The 14,860-nt window shown below is 65.9% G+C and carries 13 protein-coding genes and 1 tRNA gene; 9 read left to right on the top strand and 5 right to left on the bottom strand.

Annotated elements, in window-relative coordinates:
* Nucleotides 1-32 precede the first annotated feature (32 nt).
* On the top strand, nucleotides 33-848 hold the full coding sequence (locus HTY61_RS04065; protein WP_175275598.1) for an SDR family NAD(P)-dependent oxidoreductase: 816 nt from the start codon (nucleotides 33-35) through the stop codon (nucleotides 846-848).
* 7 nt (nucleotides 849-855) lie between these two features.
* Nucleotides 856-1,911, top strand: coding sequence for a GntR family transcriptional regulator (locus HTY61_RS04060; RefSeq protein WP_175275597.1), 1,056 nt, complete (start codon nucleotides 856-858; stop codon nucleotides 1,909-1,911).
* A gap of 38 nt (nucleotides 1,912-1,949) precedes the next feature.
* On the opposite strand, the gene HTY61_RS04055 is transcribed toward HTY61_RS04060, so the two are convergent.
* A tRNA-Leu gene (locus HTY61_RS04055) sits at nucleotides 1,950-2,035 on the bottom strand.
* A gap of 129 nt (nucleotides 2,036-2,164) precedes the next feature.
* On the opposite strand from HTY61_RS04055, the gene HTY61_RS04050 reads away from it, so the two are divergent.
* Both HTY61_RS04050 and gpt read left to right on the top strand, forming a co-directional pair.
* Nucleotides 2,165-2,926 (top strand): competence/damage-inducible protein A, encoded by a 762-nt coding sequence (locus tag HTY61_RS04050; RefSeq protein WP_175275596.1) that lies wholly within the window; start codon nucleotides 2,165-2,167, stop codon nucleotides 2,924-2,926.
* A gap of 119 nt (nucleotides 2,927-3,045) precedes the next feature.
* On the top strand, nucleotides 3,046-3,543 hold the full coding sequence (gene gpt, locus HTY61_RS04045; protein ID WP_175275595.1) for a xanthine phosphoribosyltransferase: 498 nt from the start codon (nucleotides 3,046-3,048) through the stop codon (nucleotides 3,541-3,543).
* Between the two features lie 30 nt (nucleotides 3,544-3,573).
* Here gpt and HTY61_RS04040 read toward each other — a convergent pair whose 3' ends face one another.
* The gene (locus HTY61_RS04040; RefSeq protein ID WP_175275594.1) at nucleotides 3,574-4,152 is read right to left on the bottom strand and encodes a hypothetical protein; all 579 of its coding nucleotides are present in this window, start codon (nucleotides 4,150-4,152) and stop codon (nucleotides 3,574-3,576) included.
* Between the two features lie 701 nt (nucleotides 4,153-4,853).
* Here HTY61_RS04040 and HTY61_RS04035 point away from each other — a divergent pair.
* Nucleotides 4,854-8,738 (top strand): vitamin B12-dependent ribonucleotide reductase, encoded by a 3,885-nt coding sequence (locus HTY61_RS04035; protein WP_428978275.1) that lies wholly within the window; start codon nucleotides 4,854-4,856, stop codon nucleotides 8,736-8,738.
* Between the two features lie 249 nt (nucleotides 8,739-8,987).
* A complete protein-coding gene (locus tag HTY61_RS04030; protein ID WP_175275592.1) occupies nucleotides 8,988-9,917 on the top strand; it encodes a hypothetical protein in 930 nt (309 codons plus the stop codon).
* Between the two features lie 23 nt (nucleotides 9,918-9,940).
* Here the strand turns inward: HTY61_RS04030 and HTY61_RS04025 are convergent, their stop codons facing one another.
* Nucleotides 9,941-10,543 (bottom strand): nitroreductase family protein, encoded by a 603-nt coding sequence (locus HTY61_RS04025; RefSeq protein WP_175275591.1) that lies wholly within the window; start codon nucleotides 10,541-10,543, stop codon nucleotides 9,941-9,943.
* Nucleotides 10,544-10,629: 86 nt separating this feature from the next.
* Entirely contained in the window at nucleotides 10,630-11,523 is an 894-nt protein-coding gene (locus tag HTY61_RS04020; protein ID WP_246272918.1) for a DMT family transporter, read from the bottom strand.
* 122 nt (nucleotides 11,524-11,645) lie between these two features.
* Between HTY61_RS04020 and HTY61_RS04015 the strand changes: the two genes are divergently transcribed.
* Both HTY61_RS04015 and HTY61_RS04010 read left to right on the top strand, forming a co-directional pair.
* Complete coding sequence (locus tag HTY61_RS04015; RefSeq protein WP_175275590.1) at nucleotides 11,646-12,014, top strand: VOC family protein; 369 nt, start codon at nucleotides 11,646-11,648, stop codon at nucleotides 12,012-12,014.
* A 102-nt stretch (nucleotides 12,015-12,116) separates the two neighbouring features.
* On the top strand, nucleotides 12,117-13,070 hold the full coding sequence (locus tag HTY61_RS04010) for a hypothetical protein (protein WP_175275589.1): 954 nt from the start codon (nucleotides 12,117-12,119) through the stop codon (nucleotides 13,068-13,070).
* 34 nt (nucleotides 13,071-13,104) lie between these two features.
* On the opposite strand, the gene HTY61_RS04005 is transcribed toward HTY61_RS04010, so the two are convergent.
* A complete protein-coding gene (locus HTY61_RS04005) occupies nucleotides 13,105-13,902 on the bottom strand; it encodes a GNAT family N-acetyltransferase (protein ID WP_175275588.1) in 798 nt (265 codons plus the stop codon).
* 113 nt (nucleotides 13,903-14,015) lie between these two features.
* Here HTY61_RS04005 and HTY61_RS04000 point away from each other — a divergent pair, with 113 nt between their 5' ends.
* Complete coding sequence (locus HTY61_RS04000) at nucleotides 14,016-14,771, top strand: metallophosphoesterase (protein WP_175275587.1); 756 nt, start codon at nucleotides 14,016-14,018, stop codon at nucleotides 14,769-14,771.
* Nucleotides 14,772-14,860 lie beyond the last annotated feature (89 nt).

Raw genomic sequence — 14,860 nt, 5'->3', positions numbered from 1 at the left:
GTACATTATCCAAAGATGGGATGATTGGCAAGATGGCAATGGCGGCAACGGCCGCCGCGAAACGCAGGGAGACCGAGATGAGGGATACCGGCATGTACGAACTGGAAGGAAAGACGGCGCTCGTCATCGGGGGCACCGGCGGGATCGGCCGCGAGCTGGCCCGCGGCTTTCGCGACGCCGGTGCGGATGTACTGGTCGCGGGACGCTCTCGCGAAAAGCTCGCCGAGACCGCGACGTTCCTCTACCCGGACGCGCCCGACAAGGTCGGCTACCAGGTGGACGCCCGGTCGCCGGCGGAGTTGCGGCGTCTGCGCGACGAGGTTCTCGCCGACCACCGCCGGTTGGACATTCTCGTCAATTGCCAGGGCACCACGGCGATCAAGCCGGCGCTCGAACTGACCGAGGCGGAATACGATGCCATCGCCGACACCAACCTGAAGAGCACGTTCTTCGCCTGCACCGTCTTCGGTGCCGGCATGATTGCCGCGGGCGGCGGCAGCATCGTCAACATCGCTTCGCTTGCCGCCCATAACGGCTGGGCGCTTGCCGCGGCCTACAGCGCGAGCAAGTGGGGCGTCGTCGGCGTGACGAAGAGCCTGGCCGCCGAGTGGGGTTCCAGGAATGTGCGCGTCAATGCGATCGCCCCGGGCTTCTTCCTGACCGACCTGAACCGCGAGCGGATGTCGCCGCAGCGCAAGGAGGAGGCCCGCCGGCGTGCCGCGATGGAAAGAATGGGCGAATTGCACGAACTGGTCGGCGCGGCTATTTTCCTCGCATCCCCCGCTTCGGGCTTCGTGACCGGTTCGGTTGTGAATGTGGACGGCGGATACTTGGCATCCGGCATATGAAGGTGAGATGGAACTGACCGGACAGGGCAGGAAAGCGGTGGAAAATCCGGCGGCATCGCGGAAATCGAGCGAGGCCGCGCAGTCCGGCGCACCGGGGCGGGCCGTTCCGCTCTATCGCAAGGCCTTCGGCATCCTCGCCGCCCGCATCCAGGGCGGAGAGATCGCCGCCGGGGCGCGCCTGCAGGAATCGCAGATCGCGTCGCAGTTCGGAATCAGCCGTGCGCCGGCGCGCCACGCGCTCGCGCTGCTGGAAAAACACGGTCTCGTCGCCAAGCTCGCCGGCCGCGGATACAGGGTGCGCGCCGATGCCGTGGAAAAAGCCGCCGTCGCCGCGGCCGACCTCGCCCGGCTGGACGAAACGACGCTCACCAGCGCCCCGAGCTGGGAACAGATCTATGGCGAGATCGAGAGCGAGATCGTCGCCCGCATTCCCTTCGGCAGCTGGCGGATCAGGGAGGCCGATCTGGCCCGCCACTACGGCGTCAGCCGCACGGTGTCGCGCGATGTGCTTGGCCGGTTGCAGCAGCGCGGCGTGGTGCAGAAGGACGAGCGGTCGCACTGGTTCGCCCCGGAATTGACGCCGGGCTACGTCGCGGAACTCTACGAACTGCGATGGACCCTGGAGCCGCTCGCCCTGACCAAGGCCGCGTCGCGCATCCCTCCGGCCCTGCTTGCACAGATGCGGCGACGCCTCACCGAGGCGATGGACGATCCCGCGGCCGTGGACGGGGCCGTGCTCGACATGCTGGAGGAGGACCTCCACATCCGCCTGCTGCGCCATTGCAGCAACCGCGCGCTCATGCAGGCAATCACCCTGCCCCAATCGCTGCTGATCGCGCACAAGTTCCTGTACCGCTGGACGAAACGCATGTTCCTGCCCGAACCGTTCCTGCCCGAACACGCGGACATTCTAGACCGGCTGGTGGCCGGGGATGTCGCGGGCGCGGCGGATGCGCTGGAGAATCACCTGCGCATGTCTCTCGACCGCGCCGTTTCCCGTGTCGAGGCGGTCGCAACCGGCTTCGAGCCCGATCACCTGTCCTATTTGCAGCCGATTTCGTGAGACACTCCGGGGCCTGCCGGACGCCGGACGCCGGCGACTGGTGCCCCCTGCCGGACTCGAACCGGCACGACCGAAGGTCGAGGGATTTTAAGTCCCTTGCGTCTACCAGTTCCGCCAAGGGGGCTGCCCGGCCCACCGCTAGCCGAACGGCCGCGCGCGATCAAGCGCCCGCGCGCTGCACGCGCGGCGCCGGACCGCTTCACATCCCCCGCCCGGCGGAATATGAATAGGCGACGTAACGGAGCGTGGACGCATGCCGGAAAAGAATTCCGACCCGACCGAAAGCGAGGTGGTGACCGCCGGCGCCCTGGTCATTGGCGACGAGATTCTCTCGGGCCGCATCCGCGAGAAGAATGCCGGCCATCTTGCCGCCGTGCTGACTGCCATCGGCATCGACCTGCGCGAGGTGCGCATTGTCGGCGACGACGAGGCGGCGATCATCGAGGCCGTCAACGCCCTGCGCGCGCGATATACCTATGTCTTCACCTCGGGCGGCATCGGTCCCACCCATGACGACATTACCGCCGACGCCATTGCCAAGGCCTTCGGCCTGCCCTGCGACCACGATCCACAGGCACTGAAGCTGCTCGGCGACTACTACGCCGACCGCGGCCTCGAGTTCACCGAGGCGCGCAAGCGCATGGCACGGATGCCGGAGGGCGCGGCGCATATCGACAACCCGATCTCCAGGGCGCCGGGCTTCCTCATCGGCAATGTCCATGTCATGGCCGGCGTGCCGGCGGTGTTCCAGGCCATGCTCGACAACGTCGTGCCGACGCTGCGCACCGGCCGCGTGCTGCTTTCGCGCTCGGTCGACTGCCCCTTCGGCGAGGGCGTGATCGGCGAGCCGCTGGCGAAGATCCAGGACGCGTTTCCCGACATCGCCATCGGTTCCTACCCGAAATACGATGCGGGAAGGTTCTGGACGGAGATCGTGCTGCGCGGCGCCGAGGAACGGCGTCTCGGCGAGGCCGAGGCGGCGGTCGCGGCCATGGTTTCCTCTCTGGCCGCCTGACACGCCGCGGCGATACCCACAGCTTCCTGGCCGGCGGAAAGCCCGGCCTGCCTTGCTGGACCGGGCCATTCCGGCTATGTGCGTCCTTTCCTTTCCACGCGAGAAGCCGGAATTCCGCAATGTCCCTACCCGAAAAAGCCTTCCCCGTTTCCTGGGACCAGTTCCACCGCGACGCCCGCGCGCTGGCATGGCGCATCGCCGGCGTCGGCAATGGCTGGAAGGCGATTGTCTGCATCACCCGCGGCGGCCTCGTGCCGGCCGCCATCATTTCCCGCGAGCTTGGCATCCGTGTCGTCGAGACGGTCTGCGTCGCCAGCTACCACGACTACACGACGCAGGGAGACATTCAGGTTCTCAAGGAAGTCGATTCCGCGCTGCTCGCCGATGACGGCGAGGGCATACTGATCGTCGACGACCTGACAGATACCGGCAAGACGGCCGGCCTCGTGCGCGCCATGCTGCCCAAGGCCCATTTCGCCACCGTCTACGCCAAGCCCAAGGGCCGGCCGCTGGTCGACACCTTCGTCACCGAGGTCAGCCAGGATACCTGGATCTATTTCCCGTGGGATCTCGGCTTCACCTACCAGGAGCCGATCGCCGAGGGCCACAAGGGCTGACGCCCCTGCCCCCGCAGCTCTGCGGCGGCCCTAAAGCGCATCGAGATCGATGCCGACGGTGATCGCGCCGATCGGCTCGCCCTTCTCGTCGGCGATCGTCATGGAAACCTGTGCCTGGAGCATCCCGGTCGACTCGTCCTTCCGCGCATTGTCGACGAAGACCGCGTCGGCGTCGCCCGTGCCGTAGGTCATCTGCCACTTGGCCTCGTCGCCCTGCCAGTAATCCGATGTCACCACGCTCTGGCCGACATTGAGTCCCTTTGCGTCTGTGACGAAAATCTCCGTGATGACGCCGCGGGCCTCGGCCTGCCTTTGGCGCAGGAGGACGGACAGTTCGCTGGACAGCGCCTCGTCGATCATCGACCGGTCGCCGCCGGCCACGCCCAGGCGCCACTGCATGTCGAGCGCCTCGATTTCCTCCTGCGTCAGCCGGCCGGTCGCCTCGTTCTGAGCCTTCACGGCCGCCACGATCGCCGGATCGTCGATCCACGGCCTGATGACGGCATCGGCATAGTCCGTCACGGCCGGAACGTGCTCCCCGCCGGCGGCAGCCGGACTGGCGGCCAGCAGAAGGGCGGCGAGGGCCGGCCCGAGAACGGATGATCGCATTTTGAACTCTCCCGCGGCGAGCCTGCCCTGATTCCGGACCAAAAGGAAAGCCCGGCCCCCATGCGCCGGGAATGCGGCCACGCTCCGGTGCCCGTCCCGCCTGCCAGCCGGCCTGCGCCGCGTCCGGCCACAGGAAATTCTGTCCCGGCCGAACATTCCCGGGCGGCGCCTTGCCTCATTTTTCGGCACCTCGCAAGCCCGTTTTCAGGGCAAAGGTGCATTGTGGTGTTATCCCCGCCTTTCACATGTCCGTACACAACATCTTGCGTTCGTGCATTTATCGAATCCCAGCCCTTGACCGGTCGGGCCGAGTCGCTTTTTATGAACCCGACGTGACACGGGTCACGGTGCCGGAATGTATCCTTTCTGCCGGCGCTTTTCGATTTCTGTTGTTTTTTCGGCTTCGCGGCCGGCAGTTCTGTCCGCTGCGAAGGGGTGGGATTGTGTGCGCGTGAGGGGTTTCGGTCAGCCGGTTCAAAGGGTGTGTAAATAGGCCGTTAATACTACATTTAGTATTTGCGTCCTATTCTGACACAAAATAAGGTGAGCCCTCCAGACGGATTCGGTTCGCCGAAAAACCGGGTGGCAATCATTTTAAGTACGTGTTTGGCGCGGATTTTCGTCTTGCCTGGCGGAATTTCGCATCAACCGAGTGGGACGGACCGCCCCCGGGTGGGCCGATTGGAAAAACGTGTGCCGAGATGTCGGCTTTGGCGCGGGCGCCGGCACACTATATATTGAAAGACAGAGGTCCTGAGACGATGCGGATTGAACGCCGGTTCACCAAGGAAGGTCAGTCACCCTATGCGGACATCCCGTTCCGCAAGGCGACGAGTGAAATCAGGAACCCGAACGGTTCCATCGTCTTTCGCCTCGAGGACATCGACGTGCCGTCGCAGTTCAGCCAGGTGGCGGCCGACATCCTCGCGCAGAAATATTTCCGCAAGGCGGGCGTGCCCGCGCGCCTGAAGAAGGTCGAGGAAAACGACGTCCCGTCCTGGCTGTGGCGCTCCGTGCCCGACGAGAAGGCGCTGGCGAAGCTGCCGGAGGACGAGCGCTACGGCTCCGAGACCGACGCCCGCCAGGTCTTCGACCGTCTTGCCGGCACCTGGACCTACTGGGGCTGGAAGGGCGGCTATTTCGACGGCGAGGAGGACGCCCGCGCCTTCTTCGACGAGCTCTGCTACATGCTCGCCACGCAGCGCGTCGCGCCGAATTCGCCGCAATGGTTCAACACCGGCCTGCACTGGGCCTACGGCATCGACGGCCCCGGCCAGGGCCATTTCTACGTCGATCCCTTCACCGGCAAGCTGAAGAAGTCGGATTCCGCCTACGAGCATCCGCAGCCGCACGCCTGCTTCATCCAGTCGGTCGGCGACGACCTCGTCAATGACGGCGGCATCATGGACCTGTGGGTGCGCGAGGCGCGCCTGTTCAAGTACGGCTCCGGCACCGGCTCCAACTTCTCCCAGCTTCGCGGCGAGGGCGAGAAGCTGTCGGGCGGCGGCAAGTCGTCGGGCCTGATGAGCTTCCTGAAGATCGGCGACCGCGCCGCCGGCGCCATCAAGTCGGGCGGCACCACGCGCCGCGCCGCCAAGATGGTCGTGGTCGACATCGACCACCCGGACATCGAGGACTACATCGACTGGAAGGTGAAGGAGGAGCAGAAGGTCGCCGCCCTCGTCACCGGCTCCAAGATCGTCAGGAAGCACCTGACCGCCATCATGAAGGCCTGCGTCAACTGCGAGGGCCAGGATGGCGACTGCTTCGACCCGGCCAAGAATCCGGCGCTCAAGCGCGAGATCAGGGCCGCCAAGAAGTCGATGGTGCCCGAGAACTACATCCAGCGGGTGATCCAGTTCGCGAGGCAGGGCTACACCGAGATCGAGTTCCCGACCTACGACACCGACTGGGATTCGGAGGCCTACCTGACGGTTTCCGGCCAGAACTCCAACAACTCCATCTCGGTCAAGGACGAGTTCCTGCGCGCCGTCGAGGCCGACGGCGACTGGAACCTGGTCAACCGCATCGACGGCAAGGTCGCCAGGACGGTGAAGGCGAAGGAGCTCTGGGATCGCGTCGGCTACGCCGCCTGGGCGTCGGCGGATCCGGGCATCCACTACAACACCACCATGAACGACTGGCACACCTGCCCGGCGGAAGGCCCGATCCGCGCGTCGAACCCGTGCTCGGAATACATGTTCCTCGACGACACGGCCTGCAACCTGGCCTCGATGAACCTGCTCGCCTATCGCGACGTGGAGACCGGCAAGTTCGACATCCCCGCCTACGAGCACACGGTTCGCCTGTGGACGGTCGTCCTCGAGATCTCCGTCATGATGGCGCAGTTCCCGTCGAAGCGCATCGCGGAGCTGTCCTACAAGTACCGTACGCTGGGCCTCGGCTACGCCAATATCGGCGGCCTGCTGATGACCTCGGGCATTCCCTATGACTCCGACGAGGGCCGCGCCATCTGCGGCGCGCTGACCGCCATCATGACCGGCGTGGCCTATGCCACCTCGGCCGAGATGGCCGGCGAGCTCGGCCCCTTCCCCGGCTACAAGCCGAACGCGAAGAACATGCTGCGCGTCATCCGCAACCATCGCCGCGCGGCCCATGGCGAGCTGCAGGGCTACGAGGGCCTGTCGGTCAACCCGGTTCCGCTGAATGCCGCCGACTGCCCCGACCAGGACCTGGTCGTCCATGCCCGCGCGGCATGGGACAGGGCGCTCGAGCTGGGCGAGAAGAACGGCTACCGCAACGCCCAGGCCACCGTCATCGCGCCGACCGGCACGATCGGCCTGGTCATGGACTGCGACACCACCGGCATCGAGCCGGACTTCGCCCTGGTGAAGTTCAAGAAGCTGGCCGGCGGCGGCTATTTCAAGATCATCAACCGCGCCGTTCCGGAGGCCCTGCGCACGCTTGGCTACTCGGAGGCCGAGATCGCCGAGATCGAGGCCTATGCGGTCGGCCACGGCACGCTCGACCAGGCGCCGGGCATCAACCCGGGCAGCCTGCGCGCCAAGGGCTTCTCCGAGGAGACGATCGACAAGATCAACAAGTCGCTGAAGTCGGCCTTCGACATCAAGTTCGTCTTCAACCGCTGGACCATCGGCGACGAGCAGATGGCGGCGCTGATGGTGCCGGAGGAGAAGCTCTCCGACCCGGCCTTCGACCTGCTCACCCACCTGGGCTTCTCGAAGGAGGAGATCGAGGCGGCCAACATCCACATCTGCGGTGCGATGACGCTGGAAGGCGCGCCGCACCTGAAGGAGGAGCACTACGCCGTCTTCGACTGCGCCAATCCCTGCGGCAAGATCGGCAAGCGCTATCTCTCGGTGGAAAGCCACATCCGCATGATGGCCGCGGCCCAGCCCTTCATCTCGGGCGCGATCTCCAAGACGATCAACATGCCCAACGACGCGACGGTGGAGGACTGCAAGAACGCCTACATGCTGTCCTGGAAGCTGGGTCTCAAGGCCAACGCCCTCTACCGCGACGGCTCCAAGCTCTCGCAGCCGCTCAATTCCTCGCTGATCGAGGATTCGGACGACGAGGACGATGCCGTCGAGGCGATCGTCGAGGCGCCGGCTGCCCAGCGCGCCGTCGAGGTGACCGAGCGCATCGTCGAGCGCGTCATCGAGAAGGTGGTTCGCGAGCAGGAGAAGCTGCCGACGCGGCGCAAGGGCTACACCCAGAAGGCCAAGGTCGGCGGCCACACCATCTTCCTGCGCACCGGCGAGTATGACGACGGCCGCCTCGGCGAGATCTTCCTCGACATGAACAAGGAAGGCTCGACCCTGCGCGCGCTGATCAACAACTTCGCCATCTCGGTGTCGCTCGGCCTGCAATACGGCGTGCCGCTGGAGGAATATGTGGAGGCCTTCGTCTTCACCAAGTTCGAGCCGGCGGGCATGGTCCAGGGCAACGACGCGATCAAGAGCGCGACCTCGATCCTCGACTACGTCTTCCGCGAGCTGGCGGTCTCCTATCTCGGCCGCTACGACCTCGCCCACGTGGACCAGTCGGAGTTCTCCTCCACCCCGCTCGGCCGCGGCATCGCCGACGGCAAGACGGACCCGGTCTCCACGGGCTGGACGCGCGGCCACAAGCTCTCGGTCGTTGCCGGCAACGCGGCCGGCCGCGGCGAGCCGGCGGGTTCCGCGTCGAACGCCCCTGCCCGCGCCGCCGCGCCCAAGGCGTCGAATGCCAACACCGTGACGGCCGTCGCCGGCGCGTCGGGCGCCTCGTCGCTGGCGGCGAAGCCGGCGGGCGAGATCATCGAGGAGGCGTCGGCCTTCAAGCGCGACTACGCGGATCGCCAGGCCGATTTCCAGGCGGAGACGGAGGCCGATGCCGCCGCCGACGCGGCCAAGGCCAGGGCGCAGGCGACGGGGCTGTCCTCCGCCGCCGAGCGCGAGGCCGCGGCCGACCTCAAGGCACTTGAGGCCGACCGCCGCATGAAGGCGATGATGCAGGGCTATACCGGCGACATGTGCCCGGAATGCTCCAACTTCACCATGGTGCGGAACGGCACCTGCCTGAAGTGCGACACCTGCGGCTCGACGAGCGGGTGTAGCTGATACGACTCAACGAGTTCATAGAATCCAATGCCGAGCCTCGGGAGCCATTCTGGCTTCCGAGGATACAAATGGGTGTATACGGATTTTGCCACTCGCTTATGTATGAAATCGTACTGCAGTTACCTTGTATTCAATCCAAGCCACGCCGGCTCGATTGAATCGATATGCGCGAAAGCTGGATGGAGGATTAAGTTCCTTTCTGATCCATCCGAACGGTTTTGGTTTAACCGCGATGGGCGAGGACAAATAGTGCTCACGCGCCCCGTCAGGTCGTCTGGTATTGGAATCAGAAAAAGCGACCAGATACCCGGCCAACTCCTTGTCGTTTGCGGAGAAGAGGACGACGCGCAAAACAAGGTTGAGCTCATTTGCGCAGCTCACAACCTCATAGTGGCAGATCCTACTGAAAGAATCGGACTACGGACTGCGTTTGAGCTTCCCGACGACCCTCTCGATCCGAAAGGCAAACTGGGAGACATTTTTAAATCTTCTGGAATCTTCGAACTGTTCGTAAGCAGCATGGAGTTCCCACTCGCTGTGGCGCTCGCCGTAGGTGCGTGGCCGGACAAATCACTTGTATATGCAATACACAAACTATCGAAGAGCCTTGAGATGGAAAGCGTCACTGCTTGGTCTATTGAGCCACGATTTGGACAAGTCTTTGAGAAACACTCAGCTTTGTATTCTGATCACGTCAACACATCTGCAGCGATCAATCTTGCATTCTCTGCAATAGAAGAACTCAAGTTAGAGATTAGATCAAGCAGGGAACACCCGCGTTTTACTAACAACAAGAGCGGGAATTGGAATCCAGAGGTACTAGAAGACATAATAAAAAGACTCAGAGTCGCGGGAATAGAACCCGAGGAACGTATTTCTTGGGCAGTGCGCGGCGAAAAGTCTAAAATCGAGGACGAAATGAAGCCCTCCCTTGGAGAGCCTGCCGCATATAACGATGGCAAAATCGTTCGCGATAAGAGTCTCACAATTCCCGAAGCGCTCCATTACTGTAGTTACATCAGGAACTTCATGACAGCTCATGGGCTTAGTGCAGAAGCTAAATTCCTCGGGCCATACGAGTTGTTCAATGTTCAAAACCTAGCTCGTCGGCTCATTCTCTCTAAGGCTGCTTTATGGATGAAAGATACGGACGATCTTTTGAAGTCACTTGAAAAGTAGCAGCCACATCGTAGCGGTGAAACTTAGGGCATCATCTCCCCCTTCCATTCCTCGAGCACCGTTTCCGGCGCCCGGCGCGGCGTTGCCTTCGGCTCGCCGTCGTGGCTGCCGACGGCCACGAAGGTGGCGAGATGCTCGCCCTCGCCCAGCCCGAAGGCGGCGCGCAGCGCCCGGCTTTCCACCCGGCGGCCGCTGACCGCCATGGCCCGGTAGCCGAGCGCCTCGGCGGCCAGCAGCACGTTCTGCAGCGATGCGCCGACGGAAATCCACTGCTCGTGCGGCGGCACCCTCGGGTTGTCGTCCGTTATGGTCGCGATCACGGCGAGAAGGCAGGGCGCGTTGCGCGCGCGCTGCCGGGCGTCCTCCAGCCGCGCCGCGTCGCATTGCGGATCCTCCTCCAGCGCGGCGGCGGCGAAGGCCTCGGCCAGCGCCTCGCGCCTTTCGTCCGGCACGTGGACGAGCCGCGTCGGCCCCAGCCGCCCGTGGTCGGGTGCGGCGGCGGCGGCCCGCGCGATCTCGCGCAGATCCTCGGCGGAAGGCCCCGGCGGTCCGAGCCGTTTCGGCGAGACGGAGCGCCGGGCGCAGATGCGGTCCACCATGTCGTTCATCGGCAGAAAGCCCTCCATGCTTGGCGTGCGTTCCCCGGTTGCACCCCGAGCATGCTATCGCCGCGCGGCCGGCGCAAGCCGCCCCGGCATAGGCGCGGCCGTTGTCACTGCCCGCGCAGCTTGCCCTCGCGCCAGACGATGTAGATGCCGCTGGCGATGATGACGGCTGCGCCCGCATAGGTCAGGAAATCGGGCATCTCGCCCCAGAACATCCAGCCCAGCAGCGTCGACCAGACCAGCGCCGTGTAGTCCAGCGGCGCGACCACGGAGGCCGGCGCCATGCGGAAGGCCTGGGTGATCATCGTCACGCCCATGGTGCCGAACAGCGCGATGCCGAGGAACAGCCACCAGTGCTCCGCCGCGATCGGCCGCCAGGCAAACGGCATGGCCAGCGCGCTGATCAGCGTGCCCGAGATCACGAGGTAGAGCATCAGCGTCCACATGCTGTCGCGCTTGTCCACCCAGCGCGCGGAGATCATCAGCACGGCATAGACGAAGGCGGTCGCCACCGGGAAAAGCGACGCCGCCTGGAAGGCCGCGCTGCCCGGCCGCACGACGATCAGCACGCCGGCGAAGCCGACGAGCACCGCCGTCCAGCGCCGCCAGCCGACCGTCTCCTTCAGCACCAGCGCCGACAGCGCGGTGATGAAGACGGGCGCGGCGAAGGCCAGCGCCGTCGCCTCGGCCAGTTCGAGGTAACGCAGCCCGGTCAGGAACAGCAGCGCCGCCCCGATCCAGATGAAGCCACGCACCATGTGCGCCATCGGCTTATGCGAGCGCAGGGCCGCCCGCCCGCCCAGCTTCCAGGCGATCGCCACTGCGACCGGCAGCGCCAGCAAGTTGCGCATGAACAGCACCTGCATCACCGCGTAGCCGGCGGTCAGCTCCTTGGCGATGGCGTCGCTGATGCACAGGCTGGCCACGCCCGCGCACATCAGCGCGATGCCCGCAAGCGGCCTTGGCTCCGCTTCCCGCGGAGCAGTCTCCATGGCTGTCATCGGGGTTCCTCCTGCGGCCGGCTGCCGACTCGTGTCTCGGCCCCGGATAAGACCGAAACCGGCTTCGTCGCACAACCCCTCGGGCGCTTGACGGAACCGCCCGGCTTTGGCACCCCTTGGCCATGACGCTGGTCAACCGCATCGACACCGTGTTCGTTCCCGCGCGCGACACCGCGCAGGCCGCGGACTGGTATTGCCGCATGTTTTCCATGAGCCGGATCTTCGAGTCCGCCGGCTATGTCGGCCTGCGCTTCGACGGCGAGGGCCGCGGGGAGACCGCCCTAACCCTCTACCCGGCGGAGCGGATCGACCGCGACGCCCACTACGCCTTCAACTTTTCCACCGACGATCCCGAAGCCCTGCGCGATGCCCTGCTTGCGGAGGGCGTCGAGGCGACGGAGATCCGGGCATCCGGCCCGCTGCGCCATTTCGATTTCCGCGACATCAGCGGCAACTGGGTCAATGTCTGCCACCTGCCCGCCGGCGGCTGACCGCCTCTCCCGCCCCGGCCGGCGAAAGCCTGCCTGACTTATCCAACCGCCTCCGGCCTCCCTTATCCTTGTCCCGCCGCATGGTGCGGCAGGGAGAGAAAGATGCAGTTCGACTGGGCACTGGCAATCCGGAGGAACCGAGGCAACATCCTTCGCGTCCTGCGCGAGCTTTTCGCGCTGGTCGGCCTCGCCTTCGACACGCGGAGCACCGGCTCCCGAACGCAACCCGCCATTCCCGGCCCCGATGCCACCCTGCCGCGCCATCTCTGCAACCGCGTCCGCCGCGTCCTGCGCTCCGCCGAGGCCGCCGTGCGCCGCCTCGTCGTCGTCGCCGCGCGGGACATCGAGGTACAGGTCCGCCATGCGCCGGCACGGGCGGTGAAGGCCCCGCAATCCGTTTCCTCGTCGCCCGGCACGCCGCGCGCGCCTGTCTCTCCGGTCTCCCCCGCGAGAGACGAGCGGGAAACCGGAATTGCCGGCCCCGTCACCGTCACCATCCGCCCGCAACCGCCGCGTCCGCCGGAGCGGCCGAAACCGTCACGCACGGGCAGCGTCCGCGTGCCGGTCAACCTGGGCCTCGCCAATATCCGCTACCTGCCCGAGCCGGAGCGGCAGGAATGCCCGGCCCGGCAGGCCATCCCGGCCTTTCCGCTGATCGATCCGCTGAAGCGCTTCGACTGCTTCCGGCCGCGCCGCCGCCACGCCCGCACCCGCCCGCGCATCCGCCTGCTGGGCGACAACCCGCTGCCGGTCTACATGCGCCATCCGCCCGTGCCGGAGCCGGAACTGCCGATGCCGGACGATCCCGTTCCCGCGGGCCGGCTCCTGCGCCGCCTGCTGTCGGTGAAGCGCGCGCTGGACGATCTCGACCGCGAGGCCCGCCGCCTCGCCCGCTGGCGGGTGCGGCAGCACCACGGCCTGTGCCGCGCGAAGCGCTTCTCGCCTATGCGTCCGGGCCTGCCGCCCGGCTGGCGCAGGCGAAACCGCTACGACATCGACGAGATACTGAAGGAATGCCACCGCATCGCCTTCTGGGCGGAGAACGGAGACCCCTAGCGATGCAAGCCGCGCCGCACGGAACCGGTCCCGCCTAGTTTCCGGGCGCGTTCCGCGCCGGCATCGCCACGCCTGCAAGCAGCGACAGGTCGAGCGCCAGGCCGCAGCGCTCGGCCATGTTGCGCGCTGCCTCGTCGCCATGGGCGGCGAGCTGGTAGATCGCGCGCGCGCCCTTCTCCTCGATCATGCCGCGCATGGCCATCGCGTTGGCGGCGAGACCCAGCCCCCGCCCCCTGTGATGGGGATCGACGGCGGACAGTCCGCACCATGCGGTGTCGTCATGCGGGCTGTGGACATTGTGCGGAAAATGGCAGAACGACGTCGCCACGATCGCCCCGTCCGGCCCAGTGACCGCGACCGGGACACAGGGGCCGCGCCTGCCCGAAAGCAACGCCGTGGAGACCGGCGCCAGCCCGTTGGCGGCCATGAAGGCCTGGACCTCGCGGATCGTGTCCGGGTAGGTCAGCGTCTCGGCGTCGATCAGCCGGTAGCCGTCCGGCAGGGACAGGTCCAGCCCGCGCAGCGCCTCCCGAATGGTGTTGGCGCCCGCCCTGAACACGTCCATCCACTCGATCCGGCAGCCGTTCCCGGCGAGCTGGTCCTCGATCGCGGCCTGCCTTTCGACATCGACCAGCCGGAAGCCGAAGATGCCGTCCTCGTGCAGCCGCCGCAGGACCGTGTCCCAGCCGAGCAGGTCCGGATCGTCGGCCGCGAAATACTGGCCGCCGTCGCAGGCACCGGGCGTGGTGATCAGCCAGCCAGCACTGCTGTCGAGCCTGCGCCTGAGCGCGACCTGCTGTTCGGTTCCGGTTGGTGTCTGCATCGTGTTCATCAATTCTCTTCCCTAGCGTAAACTAGTACATTCCCGCCCTGTGGGGTATCCCCGTCCTCGGCCCCTGCCCCGCTCCGATGCCGACCGGTTCCGAAAGCTGGAAAGGAACACGAATGTCCCTCCTCTATGCCATCGGCGACATCCACGGCCGGCGCGACCTTCTGGAACCGCTCCTGGCAGCCATCGACGCCGATGCCGCCGCGCGCGGCACGGCCATGCGCATCGTCTTTCTCGGCGACGTGATCGACCGCGGCCCGGAAAGCCGGCAGGCACTCGACCTCGTGCTGGAGACTGTCCGCGCTCGGCCAGGCTCGGCACTGGTCCTCGGAAACCACGAGGAGTTCATGCTCCGTTTTCTTGGCGATCCGGCAGACCGCGCAAGAATCGCGCGGCACTGGTTCGCCAATGGCGGGCTGACGACGCTGGCATCCTACGGCTTCGATGCGCAGGACCGAATCGATACCATCGCCGCCCGCTTCCTGCGCGATTTTCCGGGCCATGTCGAGGCGCTGATGCAGGCCGAATGGATGGTCGCCGCCGGCCGCTACTGCCTCGTCCACGGCGGTATCGACCCCGCCCTGCCGCTTTCGGCGCAGGACCCCGGAACGACGCGCTGGATCCGCGATGAGTTCCTCGAACACCGGGAACCGCTGGAGAAGATCGTCGTCCACGGCCACACGCCCACCGAGACGCTGCTGCCGGAAATCCACCCGAACCGGATCGCCATCGATACCGGCGCATTCCATTCCGGCCATCTCACCTGCGCGGCTCTCGACATCGACGGCAATGCGCCGCCCCGCTTCCTCGCCACCGACGACCGGGGGGCAGCCGTGGAGGTTTCGGAAATAGACCCGCTCCGCCTCGACTGAAGGGCCGCGGCCGAAACGACCGGCGCGCCATTCGTCTGGTGCATGGCTGGGTTGCATCTTCGGCCCTGCATTTTTGTGCAGCGCAATAT

The sequence above is a fragment of the Oricola thermophila genome, assembly GCF_013358405.1.
Taxonomy (GTDB): domain Bacteria; phylum Pseudomonadota; class Alphaproteobacteria; order Rhizobiales; family Rhizobiaceae; genus Oricola; species Oricola thermophila.
The sequence above is the reverse complement of the archived record's forward strand: the minus strand, read 5'-3'. Positions and strand labels throughout refer to the sequence as shown.